General features: G+C 58.1%; 23 protein-coding genes. 11 read left to right on the top strand and 12 right to left on the bottom strand.

What is annotated here, in order from left to right; genetic code table 11:
- The 3 genes from NTD80_RS25070 to NTD80_RS25080 form a co-directional block, all read left to right on the top strand.
- Positions 1–1,174: RHS repeat-associated core domain-containing protein (locus NTD80_RS25070; RefSeq protein WP_262135350.1), on the top strand; the 1,174-nt coding region annotated here is incomplete at its 5' end.
- A 2-nt stretch (positions 1,175–1,176) separates the two neighbouring features.
- The gene (locus tag NTD80_RS25075) at positions 1,177–1,581 is read left to right on the top strand and encodes an immunity 50 family protein (RefSeq protein WP_262135351.1); all 405 of its coding nucleotides are present in this window, start codon (positions 1,177–1,179) and stop codon (positions 1,579–1,581) included.
- A 312-nt stretch (positions 1,582–1,893) separates the two neighbouring features.
- Positions 1,894–2,256: an Mpo1-like protein gene (locus tag NTD80_RS25080; protein WP_065901754.1), complete on the top strand. Its 363-nt coding sequence runs from the start codon at positions 1,894–1,896 to the stop codon at positions 2,254–2,256.
- 2 nt (positions 2,257–2,258) lie between these two features.
- Here NTD80_RS25080 and NTD80_RS25085 read toward each other — a convergent pair whose 3' ends face one another.
- From NTD80_RS25085 to NTD80_RS25095, 3 genes are all read right to left on the bottom strand, one after another.
- A complete protein-coding gene (locus NTD80_RS25085; RefSeq protein WP_262135352.1) occupies positions 2,259–3,056 on the bottom strand; it encodes an acyl-CoA thioesterase in 798 nt (265 codons plus the stop codon).
- 90 nt (positions 3,057–3,146) lie between these two features.
- A complete protein-coding gene (locus NTD80_RS25090) occupies positions 3,147–3,908 on the bottom strand; it encodes a CHAD domain-containing protein (protein ID WP_262135353.1) in 762 nt (253 codons plus the stop codon).
- Between the two features lie 53 nt (positions 3,909–3,961).
- Positions 3,962–4,240 carry a hypothetical protein gene (locus NTD80_RS25095; protein ID WP_010176194.1) on the bottom strand — a complete coding sequence of 93 codons (279 nt, stop codon included), beginning with the start codon at positions 4,238–4,240 and terminating at the stop codon, positions 3,962–3,964.
- A gap of 217 nt (positions 4,241–4,457) precedes the next feature.
- Between NTD80_RS25095 and NTD80_RS25100 the strand changes: the two genes are divergently transcribed.
- Entirely contained in the window at positions 4,458–5,495 is a 1,038-nt protein-coding gene (locus NTD80_RS25100; protein ID WP_065901760.1) for a patatin-like phospholipase family protein, read from the top strand.
- A 231-nt stretch (positions 5,496–5,726) separates the two neighbouring features.
- On the opposite strand, the gene NTD80_RS25105 is transcribed toward NTD80_RS25100, so the two are convergent.
- The 6 genes from NTD80_RS25105 to kdpF all read right to left on the bottom strand — a co-directional run bounded on the left by NTD80_RS25105 (position 5,727) and on the right by kdpF (position 13,774).
- Positions 5,727–6,416, bottom strand: coding sequence for a response regulator (locus NTD80_RS25105; protein WP_106805704.1), 690 nt, complete (start codon positions 6,414–6,416; stop codon positions 5,727–5,729).
- A 37-nt stretch (positions 6,417–6,453) separates the two neighbouring features.
- Positions 6,454–9,105 carry a sensor histidine kinase gene (locus NTD80_RS25110; RefSeq protein ID WP_262135354.1) on the bottom strand — a complete coding sequence of 884 codons (2,652 nt, stop codon included), beginning with the start codon at positions 9,103–9,105 and terminating at the stop codon, positions 6,454–6,456.
- 125 nt (positions 9,106–9,230) lie between these two features.
- A complete protein-coding gene (kdpC, locus tag NTD80_RS25115) occupies positions 9,231–9,776 on the bottom strand; it encodes a potassium-transporting ATPase subunit KdpC (RefSeq protein ID WP_065901764.1) in 546 nt (181 codons plus the stop codon).
- Between the two features lie 133 nt (positions 9,777–9,909).
- Positions 9,910–11,967, bottom strand: a complete 2,058-nt coding sequence (kdpB, locus tag NTD80_RS25120) for a potassium-transporting ATPase subunit KdpB (RefSeq protein ID WP_410017435.1) — start codon at positions 11,965–11,967, stop codon at positions 9,910–9,912.
- A 12-nt stretch (positions 11,968–11,979) separates the two neighbouring features.
- Positions 11,980–13,674, bottom strand: a complete 1,695-nt coding sequence (kdpA, locus tag NTD80_RS25125; RefSeq protein WP_262135356.1) for a potassium-transporting ATPase subunit KdpA — start codon at positions 13,672–13,674, stop codon at positions 11,980–11,982.
- 10 nt (positions 13,675–13,684) lie between these two features.
- Positions 13,685–13,774: a K(+)-transporting ATPase subunit F gene (kdpF, locus tag NTD80_RS25130; protein ID WP_003218754.1), complete on the bottom strand. Its 90-nt coding sequence runs from the start codon at positions 13,772–13,774 to the stop codon at positions 13,685–13,687.
- 442 nt (positions 13,775–14,216) lie between these two features.
- Between kdpF and eat the strand changes: the two genes are divergently transcribed.
- The gene (gene eat / locus NTD80_RS25135; protein ID WP_065901771.1) at positions 14,217–15,581 is read left to right on the top strand and encodes an ethanolamine permease; all 1,365 of its coding nucleotides are present in this window, start codon (positions 14,217–14,219) and stop codon (positions 15,579–15,581) included.
- A 111-nt stretch (positions 15,582–15,692) separates the two neighbouring features.
- A complete protein-coding gene (locus NTD80_RS25140; RefSeq protein ID WP_012722955.1) occupies positions 15,693–15,860 on the top strand; it encodes a DUF2897 family protein in 168 nt (55 codons plus the stop codon).
- Between the two features lie 9 nt (positions 15,861–15,869).
- On the opposite strand, the gene NTD80_RS25145 is transcribed toward NTD80_RS25140, so the two are convergent.
- On the bottom strand, positions 15,870–16,718 hold the full coding sequence (locus tag NTD80_RS25145; protein ID WP_201143790.1) for an urea carboxylase-associated family protein: 849 nt from the start codon (positions 16,716–16,718) through the stop codon (positions 15,870–15,872).
- A gap of 15 nt (positions 16,719–16,733) precedes the next feature.
- Positions 16,734–17,378 carry a GntR family transcriptional regulator gene (locus NTD80_RS25150; protein WP_262135357.1) on the bottom strand — a complete coding sequence of 215 codons (645 nt, stop codon included), beginning with the start codon at positions 17,376–17,378 and terminating at the stop codon, positions 16,734–16,736.
- Positions 17,379–17,634: 256 nt separating this feature from the next.
- On the opposite strand from NTD80_RS25150, the gene NTD80_RS25155 reads away from it, so the two are divergent.
- Positions 17,635–17,835 carry a hypothetical protein gene (locus NTD80_RS25155; protein WP_262135358.1) on the top strand — a complete coding sequence of 67 codons (201 nt, stop codon included), beginning with the start codon at positions 17,635–17,637 and terminating at the stop codon, positions 17,833–17,835.
- A gap of 18 nt (positions 17,836–17,853) precedes the next feature.
- Here the strand turns inward: NTD80_RS25155 and NTD80_RS25160 are convergent, their stop codons facing one another.
- Positions 17,854–18,186 carry a ComEA family DNA-binding protein gene (locus NTD80_RS25160; protein ID WP_262135359.1) on the bottom strand — a complete coding sequence of 111 codons (333 nt, stop codon included), beginning with the start codon at positions 18,184–18,186 and terminating at the stop codon, positions 17,854–17,856.
- A 724-nt stretch (positions 18,187–18,910) separates the two neighbouring features.
- Here NTD80_RS25160 and NTD80_RS25165 point away from each other — a divergent pair.
- Genes NTD80_RS25165 through NTD80_RS25180 form a run of 4 tightly spaced genes read left to right on the top strand, consistent with a single transcriptional unit; the run spans position 18,911 to position 22,664 of the window.
- Positions 18,911–19,321 carry a sugar 3,4-ketoisomerase gene (locus tag NTD80_RS25165; protein WP_262135360.1) on the top strand — a complete coding sequence of 137 codons (411 nt, stop codon included), beginning with the start codon at positions 18,911–18,913 and terminating at the stop codon, positions 19,319–19,321.
- A complete protein-coding gene (locus tag NTD80_RS25170) occupies positions 19,314–19,778 on the top strand; it encodes an acyltransferase (RefSeq protein ID WP_262135361.1) in 465 nt (154 codons plus the stop codon). Before NTD80_RS25165 ends, NTD80_RS25170 begins: the two co-directional genes overlap by 8 nt.
- Positions 19,775–20,899 carry a DegT/DnrJ/EryC1/StrS family aminotransferase gene (locus NTD80_RS25175; RefSeq protein ID WP_262135362.1) on the top strand — a complete coding sequence of 375 codons (1,125 nt, stop codon included), beginning with the start codon at positions 19,775–19,777 and terminating at the stop codon, positions 20,897–20,899. Before NTD80_RS25170 ends, NTD80_RS25175 begins: the two co-directional genes overlap by 4 nt.
- A 4-nt stretch (positions 20,900–20,903) precedes the next feature.
- A complete protein-coding gene (locus tag NTD80_RS25180) occupies positions 20,904–22,664 on the top strand; it encodes an ABC transporter ATP-binding protein (protein WP_262135363.1) in 1,761 nt (586 codons plus the stop codon).
- Positions 22,665–22,669 lie beyond the last annotated feature (5 nt).

Here is a 22,669-nt window from a genome sequence, read left to right on the forward strand (position 1 = left end):
CGTGCAAGAACGCTTCGGCCACGACCCGGCCGGCAACCTGCTGATGCAAGACCGTCCCGGTCCGGACATCGTCGCCGGCAACCGGCTGATGATCCAGGGCGATCGCCATTACGACTATGACGCCTTCGGCAACTTGATCCGCGAACGACGTGGCCGTGCGCACGCGCTGATCACCGAATACCGCTACGACTGCCAGCATCGGTTGATCGGTATCACTCAGCCCAACGGCCAAACCGCGAGCTACCGCTATGACCCGTTTGGACGGCGGATCAGCAAAACCGTCGATGACACAACCACGGAGTTTTTCTGGCAAGGCGACAAGCTGATTGCTGAACACCACGCGAACCGTCACCGCAGCTACCTCTACGAACCTGACAGCTTCCGCCCGCTGGCCCTGCTGGAAGGCTTCGGCCCGAAGGACACCAAGCCCTACCACTACCAACTCGACCACCTGGGCACCCCGCAGGAACTCACCGCCCCGGATGGCGAAATCGTCTGGTCCGCGCGTTACCGTGCCTACGGAGAAATCAGCCGCCTAGACATCGGAAAAGTCGACAACCCGCTGCGTTTCCAAGGCCAGTACTTTGACCAGGAAAGCGGGCTGCACTACAACCGCCATCGCTACTACAATCCGGATATTGGTCGCTACCTGACGCCGGACCCGGTGAAGCTGGCGGGTGGGATCAACGGATATCAATACGCACCTAACCCTACGGGGTGGGTGGATCCGACAGGGTTAAGCGCCAACTGTCCGCCGAAAGGGATACAACAGCCAGCCTGTAGAACACCGAATGAACCGGAAACACCGGATGTTTCTCGCAAAGGTGCCTTCAGACAAGCGAAGAGAGACGCCGGGATACCGATGGTTCAAAACCCAGATATTGTGGTAGACCCAGACACAGGAGGGAATAAACAATACATGACTGAAAAAATGACAGACAAGAACAGGAATACAATTCTGGATGACAAAGGAAAACCCATAGTCACAAAAGTTTATCAATTTACCAGATCAGACGGATCGAAAATTCTTATTCAAGATCACTCAGCAGGCCACAAATTCGGCGGAGCAGATAGTATTGGAGACCACTCATCACATTTTAATTTGCGCCCAATCGATAAACCTCGAAAAGGTTATTTAGAAGGCGCAAAAAAACATTATCCATTTAGGAAGTAAACATGAAGCACTGGAACGAATTAGACGGAAGTATATTTTTCAGCAAGATCTTCAGCCACCCTATTAAAATTGGAAAAATAGCTCTTTTCTCATTAAGGATAGAAAATGATCAACCTAGTATTGGAATGGGTTTCGACATACCCGAGTTCCCAGACAACCTACCAGAAAAATGGAAAAACAAAGGGTATAACATGTGCCGACTTGGGATCACCTGCAACGACATTAAAAATCTGAAAGTCTTCAACATCCCCGCACATGAGGTATTCACCGTAAAAATCAATAAAGAAGCGGACTACTTTACTTTTGAAGCTACTAGCGACAGGGCTTCTATAGAGTTTAACGCAAAATTTATTTCACTTAGCGGACCCAGTGTTTACATCAACGGCCCGGACGACTACTACTTTTAGATAATTCAAATGTCGTATCGCATTAGTGAAGAAAATCTGGTTTTATTGGTGTTCGACTCGGCGTACAGGGAATGAACTCACGATGCACAAGGTATTGCAGCAGTCCTACGGCCGCATACCTATTCTGAATAACCGATAAACAACCTTACATATCTGATGCACAGGGACGACCCTGACTACGTTATTTTGACATGAGGGTAACCTGTCAAAAATGGCCCTCTATGACCCCCATAGCCAGCCCCAATTCGCCCCCTCACGCAACCCCACCTAGACTCTCTGCATGTTGTTTCAACGGACAGAGGATTCACCACCATGGGCAAACGTCATCCCAATCTCCCCGCCTGGCAATGGCGTAACTACCCGCAGAACCATCAACACCCGACCAACCTGGCGTTGCACCTGATTGCGGTGCCGCTGTTCATCATCGGGTTTCTGTTGATTGTGTCCGGAGTGTTCAGCCTGAGCCTGGCCAGCTTCGCCATTGGCGTTGTCGGCATTCTCGCGGGCTTAGCGCTGCAGCGTCATGGGCATAGCCTGGAAGCCCAGGCCAGTGAGCCATTCAGTGATCGTAAAGACGCCGTGCAACGCCTGGTGGTCGAGCAGTTCGTGACCTTCCCGCGCTTTGTGCTGAGCGGCGGCTGGTGGCGTGCCTGGCGCCAGCGCCACCGGCATTGAGGTCAGGCGAAGACCACCACGGTCTGGCGGCTCAGGGCGATCAGCTCGCCGGTCGGGCTCCACAGTGCAGCAGCGGCATGGCCATAGCCGTCACGGGCGTGTTCGATGTTGACGTGATATTGGCACCAGTCCAGGGTCGTCAGGTCCTGCAGCGGCTGGATAAATTCGATGGTCCACGTCAGGGTGCTGCCTGGCGCTGGCTTCTTGAGGTGCGGCAGCAAGGCCGGCGGCCAGGCATCGACCAGGGCGAGAATATGCGCCTCGGTCAGCGGTTCTTCTTTGACATCCCCACGCAATCGCACCCAACCGCCCATGTCGCGGGACTTGTTACCGGTGAACGGCAAGCCACCAACACTCCAGCGCATCGCCAGGTGGCGCATGAATTCAGGGGTGACCCCCTTGATATAGGGCAACTCCTGGCACTCATCCCAGTGTTTGAACACCGGCGGTGGCTCGCTCGCCACATCGATTTCCGACGCGCGAGACCCGCCGAAACTGGCCTGGACCAGTGTCGCCACTTCACCGTTCTGCACCACACGGCCAAGCAATTGGCTGACCGCTTTGCCTTCGCGCAAGACTTCGACTTCATAACTGGCCGCTACGTCAGGCGCTACCGGGCCGACGAAAGTGATTGCCAGCGAGCGTAATGGGCGATCCGCCGGCACCTTGGCGCGTAACGCTTCGTACTGCAAGGCGGCGACCAGGCCGCCAAACGTGGCGCGGCCCTGGGCCCACTCGGCGGGAATGGTGACGTCCAGCGGGTGGCTACGGGCGGCGTCGAGCAAATCACTAAAGCGCATGGCGACCTCACATCAAAAGAAACAGATGAAGGATCTTAACCATCGAGCCAGCAAGGTACAGCGCTTATTCCGGCCAAAACCCGGACCGTTTTAGAAACAATCGGCGCTGAGCTTGTCCAGCACGCGATCCGCCTGCCCTTGCGCCTTGGCCATGGTGCGATGCCACACGGCAACACACGGCTGCAAATCCGCCTGGTGTTCAGCCTGGGCCAGCCACTGCCAGCAGTCATGCCAGTCGCCCAGGGCGCCTTGGGCCTTTTTCAGGCGCGACATAGCGTTGGCGGGCAGCTTGTCCAACTCGGGATAGGCCTCGGCGGCGTAACGCACGCGCTTGATCAACAAGCGCAGGCGGTGGCGGTCGTGCTCAGGATCCTTCAATGCCTGATCAAGTTGGTGCCATTGCTTGGCCAGTCGTTTCTGGATTCGCCGACGCAGGCCCTTGAGCAATTTCTGATGTTCGCTGGCGCGGATAAACCGTGGGAACGCATCGAGGATCAGCAGCAAATGCGCAAGTTCTGCGCCTTGCGCCACATGGCGATACGCATCGGGTTGCAGGCGCATGCGCCGATCAGCTGCCTCGTGGTGGCCATGTGCGTGCAAATACGCCGCCAGCACCTCACGGTCACGCAGCGGCGTAGTCAATTGGCCGACCGCGCGGGCGGCCGCCTCAACCTGCTCCACCCCGGGCAGCCCGCGCAAGGGGCGCAACAGGCTGCGCAGGCGGCGCACAGTAGTGCGCAGGTCGTGCAGGGCTTCATCGTCGGTAACGGCAGCGAGGCGAGCCTGGCAGCTCAGTAACCCTACTTCCAGGCCAATGACCTGAGCGACTAACTGATCGACCAAAGCTGACATCCCTTCCCCCTTGACGATGAAAATCCCGGCTGGCTCACGCCAGCGTAGACGGCTTAGCGGCCGGCGCGCGATTCACGAATATAGAACCGCGCTTTCTCGGCCTTGTTGGAGCAGCCTTCAAACGCTTCGAATTGCTGTTGGGTCTTGGCGCCGGTCAACAAAGACAGGGCCTTGGAGTAGCTCACGGTGCCGGCAAAACCTTCGGCCTTGGCCAAGTCCAGTTCGTGCCACGCTGCATCCAGTTGCGTGCCGCAGCTGTCGCGGTACGCGGTTTTCCCGGCACAACCGGCCAGGGCCAACACGATCACAGGCACACACATCCAGGCTTTCATTGATGACACCTCAAATAAAGAAAAACAGTCGTACGCTGTAGACGTTTCCTGCAAGGAAAAGTGCCTTATCAGTCAACCTGAAATCGAACTCGCCTATTGCCAGAGCATACCCGAGCTGCATGGCTTTCCTGGAAAAATACTGCATGCCCGCACGAAGATTGAAGCCACCCCCTCAAAAGGTGCATTGTGGGTGCTTGCCTAGGGGAGGACATCGACCATGAAAAAGCGTGTTGCCTTGGTGCTGGGCTCCGGTGGGGCGCGGGGCTACGCCCATATCGGGGTGATCGAGGAAATCGAACGGCGCGGCTACGACATTGCCTGTATCGCCGGCTGCTCCATGGGCGCCGTGGTCGGCGGGATCTACGCCGCCGGCAAGCTGGACGAATATCGCAACTGGATTGAGAGCCTCGACTACCTCGATGTATTGCGCCTGGTGGACGTGAGCTTTCGCCTCGGCGCGATTCGCGGCGAGAAAGTCTTCGGGCAGATTCGCAAGATCGTCGGCGAGATCAATATCGAAGCGCTGCGCATCCCTTACACCGCTGTCGCCACTGACCTGACCAACCAGCAGGAGATCTGGTTCCAGGAGGGCTGCCTGCACCAGGCCATGCGTGCCTCGGCGGCGATCCCCAGCCTGTTCACCCCGGTGATGCAAGGCAACCGCATGCTGGTGGACGGCGGCCTGCTTAACCCGCTGCCTATCGTGCCGGTGGTGTCGAGCCATTGCGACTTGATCATTGCGGTCAACCTCAACGCCACCAATCAGAAGCACTACCAGTTGCCGGTGATCCAGCGTCCGCCGGCGTTCAAGAGCCGTTTCGACAGCCTGGTGAAGTCCCTCGGCTCGCACTTGCCGTTTCGCCGCAAACAGGCCGAGCAGTTGTTGAAGCTGGAACAGGAAGCCCTGCAGGCCCAGGCGGCCGAGATCAACCCGTGGCTGGAGTCGGCCGAGCCGGAATCCCAGCAACCTGCCGCCGCGCCGGAAAAGGCCGGGGCACCGAAGTCGGCGACTGGCTCGTTCATCATCGACAACGTCGGCCCGGCGTCCTTGCTGGACCTGATCAACCAAAGCTTCGAGGTGATGCAGACGTCGCTGGCGCAGTACAAGATCGCGGGCTACCCGCCGGATATCCTGATCAACGTGCCGAAGCGGGTGTGCCGGTTTTTCGAGTTCTACAAGGCGCCGGAGTTGATCGCGCTGGGGCGGGAAATTGCCAGTGACACGCTGGATCGGTATGAGAGTGAGCAGCGCTGACAGGTGGGTGGTAGCTGAGGGCCTCATCGCGGGCAAGCCCGGCTCCCACATTCGATCGAGTTCGCCCTCTGGAATGCGGACGAATGCAGGCGCTGGCCTGCAAAAATGTCGTCCCCCGTCACAAAAACCAGGCAAGCCCAGGCCCCACATTCAATCGAGTTCGGCTCTGCAATGCGGACGAATGCAGGAGCTGGCTTGCCTGCGATGACGCCCGTTCAGGCGCCGATAAACTCAAGCATTCAACAACCGGTAACCCACCCCCGCCTCGGTCACGATAAATCGCGGCTGGGTCGGGTCATCCGCCAGTTTCTGGCGCAGATGGCCCACCACGATGCGCAGGTAGTGGCTGTCATCGGTGTGGGTCGGGCCCCAGATGTCCTTGAGCAGTTGCTGCTGGGTAATCACCCGCCCCGGATGCCGCGCCAGTTGTGCGAGCACCGCGTATTCCTTGCGGGTCAGCGCCACTTCGACGCCGTCCAGCAGCACGCGGCGGTAGGCCAGGTCGACGGTCAAGGGGCCAAACCGCAACGCCGCTTCCTGGGCTTCCCCTGCCGGGGCCTGGCGCAGTAGCGCGCGCACGCGGGCGAGGAATTCCTGGATACCGAAGGGTTTGGTCACGTAGTCATTGGCGCCACCGTCGAGGGCCTCGACCTTTTGCCCTTCGCTGGCCCGCACCGACAACACCAGCACCGGCACCATCGACCATTCGCGAAACTCGCGCAGCACCTGCTGGCCGTCCATGTCAGGCAGGCCGAGGTCAAGCACCAGCAAGTCCGGCTTGCTCAACGCCGCCTGGGCCAAGCCCTCGTTGCCGGTGCCGGCCTCGATCACTTTGTAGCCCTGGGAGGCCAGGCTGATGCGCAAGAACTTGCGGATCTGCGGTTCGTCATCAATGACCAAAATCGTCGCGGTCTGGCTCATGGTGTCCAATCAAAATCCGTGGAGAAAAGAGGGTAGCTCACGGCTCGCCTTCCAGGCCAGGCTGGGTCGGCAACGGCAGGAATAAAGTGATGCAGGTGCCGCGCCCGTCGATGCCATCGGCCACGCTGATATGACCACCATGGGCACCAACCATGCCCTGGCAGATCGCCAGGCCAAGACCCGTGCCCTGCCCGCCGCGATCACCTCGAGCGGCGGTGTAGAACATATCGAAAATCTTCGCACGCTCCTCCTCGGGAATCCCCGGCCCCTCATCGGCCACCGCAAAAAACAGCTGGTTGTCAGAGACACCGGCGCTGAGCTGCAAACGGCCCTGGGGCGGCGAAAAGCGCGCGGCGTTTTCCAGCACATTGACCAGCGCCTGCTCGATCAACGCGGCATGCACATACAGCAACGGCAACTCCGTCGGCACCTGGGTGCTGACCTGCAGCGGCGCCAACACGGCACGCAGACGCCCGAGTGCGCTGCCGACGATGTCGCCCGGCGACACCCAATCGCGTGCCAGCTTCAGGGCGCCGTGGCCGAGGCGCGTCATGTCGAGCAGGTTCTGGATGTAACGGTCGAGGCGCTCGGCCTCATCGCGGGTACCTTCGAGCAATTCGCGGCGATCCTCCAGCGGGATCGCCTCACCGAGCGCCAGCAGGCTGTCGATACTGCCGCGCATGGACGTCAACGGCGTGCGCAAATCATGCGACACCGAGGCCAGCAACGCGCTGCGCAGTTGCTCGGTTTCGCCGTGCAGGCGCGCCGACTCCAGCTCCTGCGCCAATTGCGCCCGCGCCAGCGCCTGGGCCAGCGGCTGGCTCAGCGCAGTGAGCAAGCGGCGGCGCTGGCCACTCAATTCCCGGCCGGGCTTGGCACTCACCCCGAGCAAGCCCAAGGGCCCCTCCTCACTCGACAGCGGCCACCACCACCAACGACCGAACGGCAAGGTGCCGGTGCCCATGCCCGCTGGCTGGTCATGCTGCCAGGCCCAGTCCGCGGCAGCGCGTTCGGCTTCGGTGAGGGTCAATGGACCACCGGTCTCGACCTTCCAGCCGCCCTGGCCATCGCGATTGACCAGGCACAGGTCCAGGTCGCTCCAACCTTCCAGATGATGCGCCGCCGCACTGATCACCGCCTGCCGATCGGTGGCGGCCGTGAGTTTGCGCGACAGGTCGAGCAATTCGCTGGTTTCTTCCTGGGTATCGCGCAACGCCTGCAATTGCCGGCGCTGGCGGGCAGCCAGGTTACCGGTCAGCGCGGCCATGAGCAGGAAGAACAGCAGGGTCAGCACGTCCTCTTCGCGCTGGATGGCGAAGGAAAAATTCGGCGGGATAAACAGAAAATCGTATGTCAGGAATGACAACGCGGCACACACCAGCGACGGCCCGAGACTGCTGCGCACCGCCACCAGCAACACGGCGGCGAGAAACACCAGGGAAATATTCGGCAGCGGCAACACACTGGACACCGCCCAGGCCACAGCTGCAGCCACCACGGTGGCGAGCACCGCCAAGGCGTAGTCGAACCACACCAAGCCGCGCACATCCGGCAGACGCGGCGGTGCGGGGATGTCATCGCTGTCGAGCACGTTGATTTCCAGGCCCCGCGCATTGCGCAACAGCCGTGCGGCCAGGCCACCACCGAACACGCGGCGGCGCCAGCGCATCCGCGATTGCCCAACCAATACCAGGCTGGCACGGCGTTCGGCGGCATGCTGGATCAAGGTCTTGGCCACCTCCCCCGCCCGCAGCAGCACCACTTCCCCGCCCAGGCGCTCGGCCAGTTGCTGGGCATTTTGCAGACGCAGGCGCGACTGCTCATCGCGCGCGCGGCCGTTATCGATATGCACCAGGCTCCACGGCAAATGCCGGCGCTGGGCCACGCGACTGGCATGACGCACCAGGCGCTCGGCCTGCGCATCGCCATCCACGCCGACCAGCAAACGACCGCGCACCGCTGGCGCAGCCTGGCCCAGTTGGCGATAGCCCTGGGCCAAATCGTCATCGACGTGGGCGGCGGCGGTTTGCATCGCCAGCTCGCGCAACGCCATCAGGTTGGTCTGGGTAAAAAACGCATCGATGGCCGCACGTGCCTGCTCCGGCACATAGACTTTGCCATCGCGCAGCCGCTCCAGCAGTTCGCGCGATGGCAGGTCGATCAGCAGCAGTTCATCCGCCTCTTGCAGCACCCAGTCCGGCAGGGTTTCGCGCACCTGCACGCCGGTGATGCCACGCACCTGATCGTTCAGGCTTTCCAGGTGCTGGACGTTGACCGTGGTAAATACGTTGATGCCCGCGGCGAGTAGTTCCTGAATGTCTTGCCAGCGCTTTTCATGCCGGCTGCCGGGGGCATTGCTGTGGGCCAGTTCGTCGACCAGCACCAGCTTGGGCTTGGCAGCGAGCAGGCCATCGAGGTCCATTTCCTCGAGCATCACGCCGCGGTATTCCGTGCGCAACAATGGTTGCTGCGGCAGGCCGCTGAGCAAGGCTTCAGTCTCGGCGCGCCCGTGGGTTTCGACCACGCCGGCGATCAGCCGCACCCCCTGGCGCAACTGCGTGTGCGCCGCCTGGAGCATGGCGTAGGTCTTGCCCACTCCCGGCGCGGCGCCGAGGAAGACTTTGAGCCGGCCACGGCCATCCCGGGGCAGATCGGCTAAGAGGGCGTCGGCGCGGCCGGAGTCGCTCATGCGCGAGGGTTCCTTCAGGTATTCATAGGGAGTCTGTCACGCCGTCATCGCGGGCAAGCCCGCTCCCACATTTGGAGTGCATACCCCTGTGGGAGCAGGCTTGTCCGCGATGACGGCACCACCGCTTACAATTTTTCCAAGGCCATGTTCAGCGCCAGCACATTCACTACCGGCGGGCCTACCAGCGGGCTTTCGATGTGTTCATCGAGCAAGCGCTGCAAGGTCGATACCGGCACATTCCGCGCCGCCGCCACTCGCGCCAGTTGATAGGCAATTGCCGCAGGTGGCAAGTGTGGATCAAGACCGCTGCCAGAGGTAGTCAGCGAAGCCAGAGGCACCGGGCCCTGGGCTGGCACCAACTGTTTATTCGCGTCGTCGAACACACGGGTGGCCAATGCCGGGTTGCTTGGGCCCAGGTTACTGGCGCTGCTGGAAACCGTGGCGAACGCGCCGGCCGATGGACGTGGGTGGAACCAGTTGTCGCCGGTAAAATCCTGGGCGATCAGACTGGAACCACGCACTTTGCCGCTGTCGTCGCGCACCAGGCTGCCATTGGCCTGGTCCGGGAACGCCACTTGGGCGACGCCAGTCACTACCAGCGGGTAAGCGACGCCAGTGATCAGGGTCATGAGCACCAGCAGGCTCAGGGCCGGACGGATCATGTTAGACATTGCACATTCCTCACATTGAATCATCACGACCTGTAGGAGCCGGAGGACGCTTGGTCCTTGCCGGTGATGATGAAGGGTCAGTCGGACCGCATCGGACCCATCGCCGGCAAGCCGGCTCCTACCAGGGTTGGGGTTACACCAGGTGCAGCGCAGTCAGCAGCATGTCGATCGCCTTGATGCCCACGAACGGCACCAGGATCCCGCCCAGCCCATAGATCAACAGGTTGCGGCGCAGCAACGCCGCGGCACTCGCCGCCTGCACACGCACACCTCGCAGGGCCAGGGGAATCAGCACCACGATGATCAAGGCGTTGAACACAATCGCCGACAGAATCGCGCTCTGCGGGCTCTGCAGGTGCATCACGTTGAGCACGCCCAGTTGCGGGTAGATCGAGGCGAACAGCGCCGGCAGGATCGCGAAGTACTTGGCCACGTCGTTGGCGATAGAGAACGTGGTCAGCGCACCGCGCGTCACCAGCAACTCTTTGCCGATCTGCACCACGTCGAGCAGCTTGGTCGGGTCGCTGTCGAGGTCGACCATGTTGGCCGCCTCGCGTGCGGCCTGGGTGCCGTCGTTCATCGCCATGCCGACGTCAGCCTGGGCCAGCGCCGGGGCATCGTTGGCACCGTCGCCGCACATCGCGACCAGGCGACCGTCATTCTGTTCGTGGCGGATGCGCGCGAGTTTTTTCTCCGGAGTAGCCTCGGCCAGCACGTCATCCACGCCCGCTTCGGCGGCAATCGCGGCGGCGGTCAGCGGGTTGTCACCGGTGACCATCACGGTGCGGATGCCCAGCTTGCGCAGCTCGGCGAAACGCTCGCGAATGCCGGGCTTGACCACGTCCTTGAGGTGGATCGCGCCCAGCAGCTTGCCATCGGCACACACCAGCAACGGGGTGCCGCCGCTCTGGGCGATCTTGTCGATTTCCCGCGACAGCGCAGGAGCAAGGTCGCGACGTTGCTGGCCGATAAACGCGAGCAGCGAGTCCACTGCGCCTTTGCGGAACACGCGGCCCTGGTAGTCGACACCGGACAAGCGGGTTTCAGCACTGAACGGTACGGCGGTCAGCTCATCCAGGGACGGCTCGGCCTGGGGGTGCAAGGCACGCAGGTATTCGACGATGGATTTACCTTCTGCCGTGTCGTCCGCAAGTGACGCCAGCAGCGCGCCTTCGGCCAAGTCCCGGCCGCTGACGCCAGGCGCCGCGACCACCGCAGCACAGCGACGGTTACCGAAGGTGATGGTGCCGGTCTTGTCGAGCAGCAACACATGCACGTCGCCCGCCGCTTCCACCGCGCGGCCAGACTTGGCGATCACGTTGAGGCGCACCAGGCGGTCCATGCCGGCGATGCCGATGGCCGACAACAAGCCGCCGATGGTGGTAGGAATCAGAGTCACCAGCAGTGCGACCAAGAACACCAGCGGCAAGCTGCCATTGGCAAAATGGGCGAACGGCTGCAGGGTCACCACCACCAACAGGAAGATCAAGGTCAGGCCGATCAGCAGGATATCCAGCGCGACTTCGTTGGGGGTTTTCTGGCGTTTGGCGCCTTCCACCAACGCAATCATGCGGTCCAGGGTCGACTCGCCAGGGTTGACAGTGATGCGGATCAGCAGCCAGTCCGACACCAGGCGCGTATTGCCGGTAACGGCCGAGCGGTCGCCGCCGGACTCGCGGATCACCGGTGCGGATTCGCCGGTGATCGCCGCCTCGTTGACCGCGGCGATGCCTTCGATCACCTCACCGTCACCGGGGATCATTTCTCCGGCGGTGACGCGCACTACATCGCCTTTGCGCAGGCTGGCGGCCGGCACGACCTTGAAGCTGCCATCGGCCTCCTTGCGGCGTGCGCTGAGGCCTTCGCTGCCGGCCTTCAGGCTGTCAGCGCGGGCCTTGCCACGACCTTCGGCCAAGGCCTCGGCGAAGTTGGCGAACAGCACGGTGAACCACAGCCACACGGCAATCTGCACGGCGACGAAGGTCGGCACTACCGTGTCGGGCACAAAGCACAGCACGGTGGTGAGGATGGCCGTCAACTCGACCACCAGCATCACTGGCGAGCGTTGCAGCTGGCGCGGGTCCAGCTTGACGAAGGCCTGGACCAGCGCCGGGCGCCACAGGGCGGACATCGCGGTTTTTGGCGGTTCCTGGGTGTTCACCGGAGCCGCGTTTTTTGCAGGCATATTCATTTTCATATCCCCTTAGAAGCCCATGCTCAAGTGTTCAGCGATAGGGCCCAGTGCCAGCGTCGGCAGGAAGGTCAGGCCGCCCACCAGCAAAATGGTCACGGTCAACAGGGTCACGAACAGCGGGCCATGGGTCGGGAAGCTGTTCTGGCCGATCGGTGCGGTCTTCTTCATCGCCAGGCTGCCGGCCAGGGCCAGTACCGGGAGGATGTAGCCGAAGCGGCCGATCAACATGCCCAGGCCCAGCATCAAGTTATGGAACGCGGTGTTGGCGCTGAAGCCGCCAAATGCCGAGCCGTTGTTGGCGCTGGCCGAGGTGTAGGCGTAGAGCAACTGACTGAAACCGTGGGGCCCGGGGTTGCTGATGGCACCGGCCGGACCCGGCAGGCTGGCGGCGATAGCGCCCAGCACAAGCACGCCGACCGGCATCACCAGCAGGGTCACCACCAGCAATTGCACTTCCTTGGCCTGGAGTTTCTTGCCAAGGTATTCCGGAGTGCGGCCGATCATCAGGCCGGCCAGGAACACCGCGATCAAGACGTTGAGCAACATGCCGTACATGCCGGCACCGACGCCACCGAAGATCACCTCGCCGACCATCATGTTGACCAGCGCCACCATCCCACTGAGAGGGTTGAGGCTGTCCTGCATGCCGTTGACCGAGCCATTGGACGCCGCCGTCGTCGTCACCGACCACAGCACGGTACCGGTGGTACCGAAACGTGCCTCTTTACCTTCCAGTGGTGCGGTTTGCTCCACGGCCGGGTTGTTGAGGGTTGGGTTAGGCTGGTATTCGGCCCACAGCGAGGTCGCGCCGCCGATGATGAACAACGCCAGCATGCAGCCGAGAATCGCGCGGCTCTGACGCAGGTCCTTCACGTAATGGCCGAAGGTGAAGACCAGCGCCACCGGGATCAGGATGATTGACGCCAACTCGAACAGGTTGGTCCAGGCAGTCGGGTCTTCAAACGGATGCGCCGAGTTGACGCCGAAGAAGCCGCCACCGTTGGTACCCAATTGCTTGATCGCAATCTGGCTGGCGGCCGGACCCAGGGGGATCACTTGATCCACGCCTTGCATGGTCACGGCATCCACATAATGCGCGAAGGTTTGCGGCACGCCCTGCCACACCAGGAACAACGCCAGCACCAGGCACAGCGGCAGCAGGCCGTAGAGGGTCGCCCGAGTCATATCGACCCAGAAGTTACCCAATGTCTTGGTGGATTTGCGACCGATCCCACGGCACAGAGCGACCAGAACTGCCAAACCGGTGGCCGCACTGACGAAGTTCTGCACGGTCAGGCCCACCATTTGGCTGAGGTAACTCAGAGACGCCTCACCGCTGTAGGACTGCCAGTTGGTGTTGGTCATGAAACTGACCGCGGTGTTGAAGGCCAGGGTCCATTCCTGACCCGGCAATTTCTGCGGGTTCAGCGGGAGATAGTCCTGGAACAACAGGATCGCGAACAACAGCAAGAAACCTGCGAGGTTGAACGCGAGCAAGGCCAGCGTGTATTTCTGCCAGCTCTGTTCCTGATGCTCGTCAACGCCCGACAGGCGATAACACGCGCGCTCGACGGGGCCGAACACCGGCGTGAGCCAGGTGCGCTGGCCTTCCATCACCTTGTAGTAGAACCGCCCCAGGAACGGTGCCGGCACCAGCACCACGGCAAAGAAGGCGATGATCAGCCAATAGTCATAACTGTGCATAGCCCTGCTCCTAGTTCCGATCCGCGCGTAACAGCGCAACCAGCAGATAAATGAACAGCGCCACGGCCAATAGCAGTGACACCCCGTCCAGAACGCTCATGGAAGTCTCTCCGTTTAGCGGCGAGTGCCGCGTGTGAGGCAATTGTCGGCAGGAGGGGCGTAAAGGAACGAGAGCGAGGGTGTGGCTGGGGCGTAAAGACGGCGTAAAGAGTGGGTTTATGCGGGGTTTACAGGGGGATTTGTGGGGAATTTGAGGGCCTCATCGCGGGCAAGCCCACTCCCACACTCGACCGCGCTTGATCTGGAAAGACTCGGTCCCCCGTGTTTAAGTAGAAAAAGACGCGGTCCCCCGTGGGAGCGGGCTTGCCCGCGATGGCGGCAGCTCAAGCACCACCGCACTTATCTGGTGCGACACCGGCAAAATTCAAACGCCAAACCATCCCCCACGCGACAGTAACGTGGCTTTACGACAACGATCCTCAGGCTGGCATGGCCGCTGCAACACCTTGAATCATTCCAAATGGTTCAGGGAGAGCAACATCATGAACACACAACTCAAACCCACCTTGGGCACCCTGCACTTATGGGGCATCGCGGTCGGGCTGGTGATTTCCGGCGAGTACTTCGGCTGGAGCTATGGCTGGGGTGTTGCCGGGACCCTGGGCTTCCTGGTGACCTCATTGATGGTCGCGGCGATGTACACCTGCTTCATCTTCAGTTTCACCGAGCTGACTACCGCAATTCCTCACGCCGGTGGCCCATTTGCCTACAGCCGTCGTGCCTTTGGTGAGAAAGGCGGATTAATCGCCGGCCTCGCTACCTTGATCGAGTTTGTTTTTGCGCCACCCGCCATCGCCTTGGCCATCGGCGCCTACCTCAACGTACAGTTTCCCGCACTCGACCCGAAACACGCCGCCGTCGGCGCCTATATCGTGTTCATGGGCCTGAATATCCTCGGCGTGAAACTCGCCGCCACCTTCGAGCTGGTGGTGTGCGTACTCGCCGTCGCCGAACTGCTGGTGTTCATGGGCGTGGTCGCCCCCGCTTTCAGTTTCAGCAACTTCGCCCTGAACGGCTGGGCCGGTTCCGACACCTTCGGCGCCCCGGCGATTGCCGGGATGTTTGCGGCGATTCCGTTCGCCATCTGGTTCTTCCTAGCCATCGAAGGCGCGGCCATGGCAGCCGAGGAAGCGAAAGATCCGAAGCGCACCATTCCAAAAGCCTACATCAGCGGCATCCTCACCCTGGTGATCCTGGCCATGGGCGTGATGTTCTTTGCGGGCGGCGTGGGCGACTGGCGCACCCTGTCGAACATCAACGATCCGTTGCCGCAGGCGATGAAAACCGTGGTGGGCGACAGCTCCGGCTGGCTGCACATGTTGGTGTGGATCGGCCTGTTTGGTCTGGTAGCCAGTTTCCACGGGATCATCCTCGGCTACTCGCGCCAGTTCTTTGCCCTCGCCCGCGCCGGATACCTGCCGTCTTTCCTCGCCAAACTGTCGCGCTTCCAGACACCGCACCGGGCAATCATCGCCGGTGGCGTGGTGGGCATCGCCGCAATCTACAGCGACGGCCTGATCAACCTCGGTGGCATGACGCTGACCGCAGCGATGATCACCATGGCCGTGTTCGGCGCCATCGTGATGTACATCATGAGCATGCTCAGCCTGTTCAAACTGCGTAAGACCGAACCGCTACTGGAACGCACCTTCCGCGCGCCGGGCTACCCGATCGTGCCGGGTATTGCATTGGTGCTGGCGGTGGTCTGCCTGGTGGCCATGGCCTGGTTCAACGCGCTGATCGGCCTGATTTTCCTGGGCTTCATGCTGGCGGGCTTCATCTACTTCCAACTGACCGCGCAGGACCGCGCGGATGCACCGGCGGATGCGATGTTGACCGGGCTCTGATCTACTGGAGGCAGAACGGGCCTACACTGAACTAGTAAGAAAGCCCGTCACTCAAAGCAGTTATTACCGTGGGAAAACTCTCCCACGGCAATCTGCCTCAAGGAGAGCCTTATGCCGTGGTATGCATGGTTGATTTTAGTGGTAGCGATCGGGTCGATCGTCGGTGGATTGATGATGCTGCGTGACAGCGCCAACAAGGTGGAACTCACCGACGAACAACGCAAGCGCGTCGCCGAACGCAACGCCCAGGCGGATGCCAAGGACGCGCAGGATCGCTGAACCTTGGGGTTACTCCCAAGGCGCCTTGGCAATATGCAAACCGTGCTGCCCCTTATAGGCAGCACGCTCCGGCTGGCTCCAGCCGTTGAGCAGCTCATCCTCCAGCTTATAGATCTCCACCCCCAGCGGACGGCACACCGTCAGCGGATCCTGTGCCTGCGGGCCCCACATCGGCAGCGATAAATCCCCGCCCGGGCACGTCGACAGCGCACACAGCAAATCAATCTCGGCAAAGAACTCCAGGTAGTCGCCCTTCTGCGCCGGGCACGCCTTCATGAAATACATGTCGTCATGATTCAGGCCCGTACACTGGAAAATATTCAGCACGTCATGCACATCGAACTCCGTAAGACCGTGGGGTAAAACCGCGCGGGTCAGGTTCGAATGGCAATGGTGGTGAAAGTCCTCACCAGTGAGCATGCGGTTGACGTAGGGATCGCATCGCGTACCAAGCAAATCGTGCAGGCGCCCGCCGTGTTCATCGATGCCGTAACTGGCGAGGCTGTCGTCTGTGATTGTCACCAAAGGTCTCAAAAATGGCAGGTTCGACCACAGGCGGTCATGGGTGCTGACATGGGCGCCCTGCAATTGACGAGTGCGCGCCGCCCATAGGCGCTCGCGAGGGTCGTTGGCGTTCCACACGTTGAAGTCGCCAACCTGCGGGCCGACCGGCGTAGTCACCCGAAACACATGCCCGGCCGGTACTTTCCACGCCCTGCCCGTTCGGATCGGCACCTCGAACTGCTCGACCAGCGTACGCTGGCTCACCTTATCGCGAATCCGCTCATAGAATGCAGTGTCGACCTGCAGTGCAGAACCTTTGCTGACCTGATAAGCGGCCGGATAGTCTTTGTACATGATGCGGATCCTCAATCAGGAGTGATCGAACAGGGCCAGGGACAGACGCTCCGAATCATCCAGGTAAAGACTCATCGCCTCCCCTGCCGCCGGCTTGTCTCCTCGGGCCAATAAGGTGTAAATCTCACGATCGCGCTCCAGCCAGGGCGACTGGAAACGCTGCTCATCCGGCGCCGCGCAAAACACCAGGCGCAACTGGGCAATCACCTGGGCAAAAAACTCATCGAACAACGGGCTGCGCATCAACCCGACGATCTGCTGATGGAACACTAGGCTGTGGGTCGCCACCGCACGCCAATCCTCGCGTTCGCGGGCCAAGGTTGTCGCGTCGATTGCATCCTGCATGCGCTCGGATTGATCGTCGGTGAGAGGGCCACTCTGAGCGATAGCCTGCAACTCCAGAGTGCGGCGGACCACAAACAAATCACACACCTCCTCCCGCTCCAGCCGCCGAACCATTACGCCCTTGTTGCGCACATAGCGCGTCAGCCCTTCCTGGCCGAGACGGTGCAACGCTTCGCGGATGGTATTGCGTGATGCGTTGTAGGCGGTTACCAGTTCGGCTTCGATCAATGGCATGCCTGGTAACAGCCGCCCGCCGATGATGTCGGCGCGTAGTTCCAGGGCGATTTGGTCGGCTAGGGATAGGGTGAGGGTCATGGTTACCTTGGGATTGTTGAACAATCTGTGTGGTTGAGGTAATCACGTTTCATGCCAAGGAACCTTTGCTTCGCGTTGTCGGATTAAATTTTCATGCGAACAACCTTATTGCCGATAAAGCTTCTTAAGGTTCACCAACAACCTTATCAATGTGTGTAAGACTCAAGTGAACGGCTTGGCTGGAGTGTCCAACTAACTGCAACGAGATTTGCGCCACATTCAGGGATGATTAAGAGAGGTAGCAGGTATGATAAAAATGCTCAAAAAGCTGACCATCGTCATTTCAGAATTCGTCACCTATTCAGAAGACCCTCACGAAGAGTGCCGCCCGTCTTTTGAATCGCGCATTCCCGCTGAGCGCCTTGAGCGAGACGACGACGGGGAATATCTGGATCCGGTTATAGCGGCAAGATGGAAGAAGCTCAGCGTTGATCGCCAAAAAAAGGCCAGTCAATGACCGGCCTCCTCAGGTTATTTAATTGATCACCAGCCTCTCGCGGTTCTTCTCCAGCAACGCCTTGCCGATTCCCTTCACTTCCAACAACTCATCCACCGCCGTGAACGGGCCATTGCTTTCGCGGTAGGCCACGATCGCCTTGGCTTTCGCGGCACCGATGCCAAACAGGTCACGACGCAGGGTTTCGGCGTCAGCCGCGTTGAGATTGACCTTGGCGGGCTGCTCGGCCTTAGACATCTGCGCGGTGATCGGGGTTGGGGCCTCGGGCTTGATGGACGGGGCTGCGGTGGTAGTGACGGAGAGAGTGGTGAGGAAGGCGAAGATGAGAGAGGTGAAATAGGTGTTTTGCATTTGACGCTCCATGATTTTGGTGAGGAAAGCAGCTTTTCCGAAGCTGCCTCTGCACGTTAGATGAAACGAGAAACAAGTCAAAAACTCTCTTATTGCAAATTATGAATCGGCAGGAGACATGATTTCGTTCGCCAATCAGGAAATATTATAAAAATGTGAGCACGTAATCGTGATTCGATTTCGTACTGTCAACGAACCACACTCCGGTATGAAGTCACCATTGACCAGAGAGTCCTAGAACGCTCTCTGCTACGTACTCTTAAGAAGACCGTCTACATTACTGCGACAGGTTGAATTCAAGATCATCAATGGGCAAAATAACGTAGCAGCCGGTGTTGAAGACAGCACATGATCGCACCCTGCCTCTCTTGCACGTAGAACGCCTTACAGTCGCACGGCCCCGGAAGGGTTTTGTGCAGCGCCTTTACCAACCTAACCAAGCCAACGACAGGCGGCGCAAAGACCTATACCGGTGGTGCGAGAGGTATTTATATTGACTTTGGCAGCTACGCGCCAGAGTCAAGGCAGGCCTCTCCCGATAGCTCGCTCAGGGCCTGCCAGGGCTGGCTCAAGGGGGTGCACCAAGAAACTTTTAGTGTATGTCAGGAGCAGCATCGCGTATCCTGAAATGTGTATGGAGCATTAGATTAAAGGCCGTTCAGCGGCCGATGACAACTATTGGATTTACCCTTTTCAAATGTACTGCAGATAGTGGAGTGGGAAGATGAGCTTGATAAAATGGATTGACTTTCCGAGTTTAGGTGATGCCAGGGGTGGGCTGGTAGCTCTTGAAATCGGTATGGAGAAAGCAATTCCGTTTGATATCAAGCGCGTTTACTATATCTACCGAACAGCAGAGGGCGTCAGTCGTGGTTTTCATGCCCACCGTAACTTAAAACAAGTAGCTATCTGCGTTATGGGAAAAGTTCGTATGGTCCTAAATAATGGGCAGATGCGCGAAGAGTGCTGGATGGAAAACCCAACGCAAGGAATACTGATTGAAAGTATGGTCTGGCGCGAAATGCACGACTTCAGTGATGACTGCATATTACTAGTATTGGCCAGTGAACATTATGACGAATCGGATTACATCCGGAGTTATGAAAGTTTTCTAGAGGCAGTGAAAGATGCCTAGTATACATGCCTTAGCCGATGTCAAAAGTAAGACTATAGGTAAAGATACGCGCATCTGGCAATTCAGCATAGTGTTTGAAGGCGCAGTAATCGGCGAAAACTGCAATATATGTGCTCATACATTGATCGAGAGTGATGTGAGGCTCGGCAATAATGTAACGGTAAAGTCAGGTGTATTCCTATGGGATGGCACCCGTATCGAAGATAATGTTTTCATTGGTCCGAACGCCACATTCACCAACGATTTGATGCCAAGATCAAAGGTCTACCCTGATTACTTTTCGGGAATAACCGTCAAGCAAGGAGCTAGCATCGGGGCAAATGCAACACTGCTACCAGGCATTACTATTGGTCGCTACGCAATGATCGGAGCTGGTGCGGTGGTGACGAGAGATGTACCCGAACGTGCCGTCGTAGTGGGCAACCCCGCAACAATCATCAGGTATATGGATAAATGATCAGTTTTCTCGATTTAAAAAAAATCAACGCCAAGATCCGCGAGGAGCTAATTGAATCGTGCACACGAGTCATTGATTCGGGCTGGTATATCGCTGGTAACGAACTTTCTGATTTCGAGAAAAAGTTTGCAGAATACACGGGAAGTCGCCACTGCATTGGTGTTGCAAATGGTCTGGACGCACTAAATCTCACTTTGCGCGCTTGGAAAGAGATGGGTAGGCTTAAAGAAAGGGACGAAGTTATCGTGCCTGCAAATACGTATATTGCAAGCATACTCGCCATTACAGAAAACCGACTGGTACCCATTTTAGTCGAGCCGGACCCAATTACTTACAACCTGGATATCCCGAACGTAGAAGCAGCCATCACACGAAAAACACGTGTGATTATGGCGGTTCATCTATACGGTCAACTGTGCGAAATGCCGGCCATGATGGCACTGGCTAAACGTAATAGGTTGCTAGTACTCGAGGATTCAGCCCAAGCCCATGGCGCCAGCATTGACAATCGCAGGGCTGGTAATTGGGGAGATGCATCTGGGTTCAGTTTTTACCCTGGGAAAAATCTTGGGGCTTTGGGCGACGCGGGCGCCATTACCACCAACGATGGTGAGCTGGCTGATACGATAAGAGCGCTACGCAATTACGGTTCGCACGAAAAGTACAAAAATCTCTACCAAGGTGTGAACAGTCGCTTAGATGAGCTGCAGGCGGCGATGCTGAGTGTGAAGCTCAAGTTCTTGGATGAGCAAACAAAACAGCGCAGGAACGTGGCGCAGATGTACCTGGACGGAATTACTCACCCGTCTGTTACACTGCCGCTAACAGTCGGCACGTGTGCCCGAACACTGGAAAGCCATGTGTGGCACGTGTTCGTGATTCGGTGCAAACAGCGCGATGAACTTCAGCAATATCTAGCTGAACAGGGAATCCAGACAATCATTCACTATCCGGTTCCAGTGCATCGGCAACAAGCCTACAAGGACTGGAATTACGAAAGCTACCCTCTGACTGAAACCATACATCAGCAAGTATTGAGCTTACCAATGAGCCCTGTCATGTCCACCCAGGACGTCGAGGCCGTTATCATGGCCATTAATAATTTTACGTGTAAAGAGTGAACTGATGATTGCGTCATTGATCCGGCTTTGGAAATGCCTGACATTCAAAAGAAAGGTACAGCTTGTTATAATTCTTACTCTTATGGTCGTGGCATCCTTTGCCGAAGTACTGAGTATTGGCGCGATAATTCCGTTTTTAACTGTATTGGTCAATCCTGGAAAAGTTCTGGAGCAGCCACTTGCGAATAAGCTGCTCACGGCCCTAGATATCACGACGGAGCAAGAACTATTGTTACCTTTAACGGTAATTTTTGCCCTGGCTGCCATTTTTTCAGGTGCCAGCCGTTTCATTCTAATGTGGGTACAAAACCGTTTCAGCTCTGCCGTAGGCAGCGACTTATCAGGAGGCATTTACAAGGCCGTCCTATATCAACCCTATAGCATGCACCTAGCGAGAAACAGTAGCGAAGTGATTACCGCAATTTTCAACAAAGTTGACACGGTAGTCCGTGAGTTTCTATTTCCAGTGTTAACAATTGCCAGCTCTTTTTTGATGATACTTGCAATCCTTATCATTGTTCTGGCCATTGAACCATTAGTTGCCTTATTAGCGTTTGCCAGCTTCGGCAGCGTTTACTTATTGGTCATATTATCAACAAAGAATCAACTCGAAAAAGACAGCATCGAAGTAAGCTCAAGTACAGACAAACTTCTTAAAATCTTGAGTGAAAGCTTGGAAGGTATTCGCGATGTTATCATTGACTCGTCTCAAAAAACCTACCGAAAGGATTTTTATGCTGCGGACTACAAGTTGCGCCGATCCAAGGGCAACATACAAATCATAGCTAACGCTCCTCGATACACTATTGAATCGTTCGGTATGCTGATGGTCGCTGTGTTTGCCTACTGGCTTGCCCAAGAGCCAGGAGGATTACTCTCCTCCATCCCCATGCTCGGCGCATTGGCACTTGCAGCACAGCGCCTCTTACCAGTATTGCAACAGTCTTATGCAGCATGGGCATGCATAAAGGGTGCCCGCGATTCGCTTCAGGATGTATTGAATCTGCTTCCCGAAGTAGAGCAGCAGATAGAAATTGATGTATTAAGGAAACCTATGCCTTTCCAGCAGAGGCTATCGCTGAACTCTATTTTCTTCCGATATGGTAAGGACGCCACTTGCGTGCTGAAAAATATAAACCTAGATATACCGAAAGGAAGTCGAGTTGGGTTGGTGGGTTCGACAGGAAGTGGAAAGAGTACGTTGCTCGACATCTTGATGGGGCTGCTAACGCCAACTGAAGGCGTGTTTTCAGTCGACGGTGTAGAAGTAACGGCATCCAACAGTAGCGAGTGGCAAGCCAATATTGCGCACGTACCTCAACTCATATTTTTATCAGACGCCTCTGTAGCTGAGAACATAGCTTTTGGGGTGCCCATTCAAGACATTGATTTTGAACGAGTCCGACGAGCCGCCGAGAAAGCCCAAATGTCAAGTGTCATTGAGTCTTGGGCGAGCGGCTACGATACAAAGGTTGGGGAACGAGGTGTTTTCCTGTCTGGCGGGCAGCGTCAACGGATTGCGATAGCCAGAGCATTTTATAAAGAAGCAAAAATCATCATTTTGGACGAGGCGACCAGCGCCCTCGACAGCAAAACCGAGCTGGAAATTATGCGTGCTGTAGAAAGCTTGAGTGAGGACGTGACCCTCATAGTAATTGCACACCGCCTCAATACTCTGAAAGGTTGCGATACAATAATTGAAGTTGAAAACGGCGAAATTATAAATTGTGGCTCTTATGAGTCAATTTGCGGCTCCGCACGCTAGCGGCC

The organism is Pseudomonas sp. 13B_2.1_Bac1 (genome assembly GCF_025466155.1).
GTDB classification, from domain to species: domain Bacteria; phylum Pseudomonadota; class Gammaproteobacteria; order Pseudomonadales; family Pseudomonadaceae; genus Aquipseudomonas; species Aquipseudomonas aylmerensis.

Excerpts from the sequence above, each read along its gene's own strand:
- NTD80_RS25090 (WP_262135353.1), bottom strand. The coding sequence starts at position 3,908 with ATGTCAGCTTTGGTCGATCAGTTAGTCGCTCAGGTCATTGGCCTGGAA.
- NTD80_RS25165 (WP_262135360.1), top strand. The coding sequence starts at position 18,911 with ATGAGCTTGATAAAATGGATTGACTTTCCGAGTTTAGGTGATGCCAGG.
- kdpB (WP_410017435.1), bottom strand. The coding sequence starts at position 11,967 with ATGAATATGCCTGCAAAAAACGCGGCTCCGGTGAACACCCAGGAACCG.
- NTD80_RS25100 (WP_065901760.1), top strand. The coding sequence starts at position 4,458 with ATGAAAAAGCGTGTTGCCTTGGTGCTGGGCTCCGGTGGGGCGCGGGGC.
- NTD80_RS25175 (WP_262135362.1), top strand. The coding sequence starts at position 19,775 with ATGATCAGTTTTCTCGATTTAAAAAAAATCAACGCCAAGATCCGCGAG.
- kdpC (WP_065901764.1), bottom strand. The coding sequence starts at position 9,776 with ATGTCTAACATGATCCGTCCGGCCCTGAGCCTGCTGGTGCTCATGACC.
- NTD80_RS25110 (WP_262135354.1), bottom strand. The coding sequence starts at position 9,105 with ATGAGCGACTCCGGCCGCGCCGACGCCCTCTTAGCCGATCTGCCCCGG.
- eat (WP_065901771.1), top strand. The coding sequence starts at position 14,217 with ATGAACACACAACTCAAACCCACCTTGGGCACCCTGCACTTATGGGGC.
- NTD80_RS25140 (WP_012722955.1), top strand. The coding sequence starts at position 15,693 with ATGCCGTGGTATGCATGGTTGATTTTAGTGGTAGCGATCGGGTCGATC.
- NTD80_RS25145 (WP_201143790.1), bottom strand. The coding sequence starts at position 16,718 with ATGTACAAAGACTATCCGGCCGCTTATCAGGTCAGCAAAGGTTCTGCA.
- NTD80_RS25075 (WP_262135351.1), top strand. The coding sequence starts at position 1,177 with ATGAAGCACTGGAACGAATTAGACGGAAGTATATTTTTCAGCAAGATC.
- NTD80_RS25105 (WP_106805704.1), bottom strand. The coding sequence starts at position 6,416 with ATGAGCCAGACCGCGACGATTTTGGTCATTGATGACGAACCGCAGATC.
- NTD80_RS25180 (WP_262135363.1), top strand. The coding sequence starts at position 20,904 with ATGATTGCGTCATTGATCCGGCTTTGGAAATGCCTGACATTCAAAAGA.
- NTD80_RS25160 (WP_262135359.1), bottom strand. The coding sequence starts at position 18,186 with ATGCAAAACACCTATTTCACCTCTCTCATCTTCGCCTTCCTCACCACT.
- NTD80_RS25170 (WP_262135361.1), top strand. The coding sequence starts at position 19,314 with ATGCCTAGTATACATGCCTTAGCCGATGTCAAAAGTAAGACTATAGGT.
- kdpA (WP_262135356.1), bottom strand. The coding sequence starts at position 13,674 with ATGCACAGTTATGACTATTGGCTGATCATCGCCTTCTTTGCCGTGGTG.
- NTD80_RS25150 (WP_262135357.1), bottom strand. The coding sequence starts at position 17,378 with ATGACCCTCACCCTATCCCTAGCCGACCAAATCGCCCTGGAACTACGC.
- NTD80_RS25085 (WP_262135352.1), bottom strand. The coding sequence starts at position 3,056 with ATGCGCTTTAGTGATTTGCTCGACGCCGCCCGTAGCCACCCGCTGGAC.
- NTD80_RS25080 (WP_065901754.1), top strand. The coding sequence starts at position 1,894 with ATGGGCAAACGTCATCCCAATCTCCCCGCCTGGCAATGGCGTAACTAC.
- NTD80_RS25095 (WP_010176194.1), bottom strand. The coding sequence starts at position 4,240 with ATGAAAGCCTGGATGTGTGTGCCTGTGATCGTGTTGGCCCTGGCCGGT.
- kdpF (WP_003218754.1), bottom strand. The coding sequence starts at position 13,774 with ATGAGCGTTCTGGACGGGGTGTCACTGCTATTGGCCGTGGCGCTGTTC.
- NTD80_RS25155 (WP_262135358.1), top strand. The coding sequence starts at position 17,635 with ATGCTCAAAAAGCTGACCATCGTCATTTCAGAATTCGTCACCTATTCA.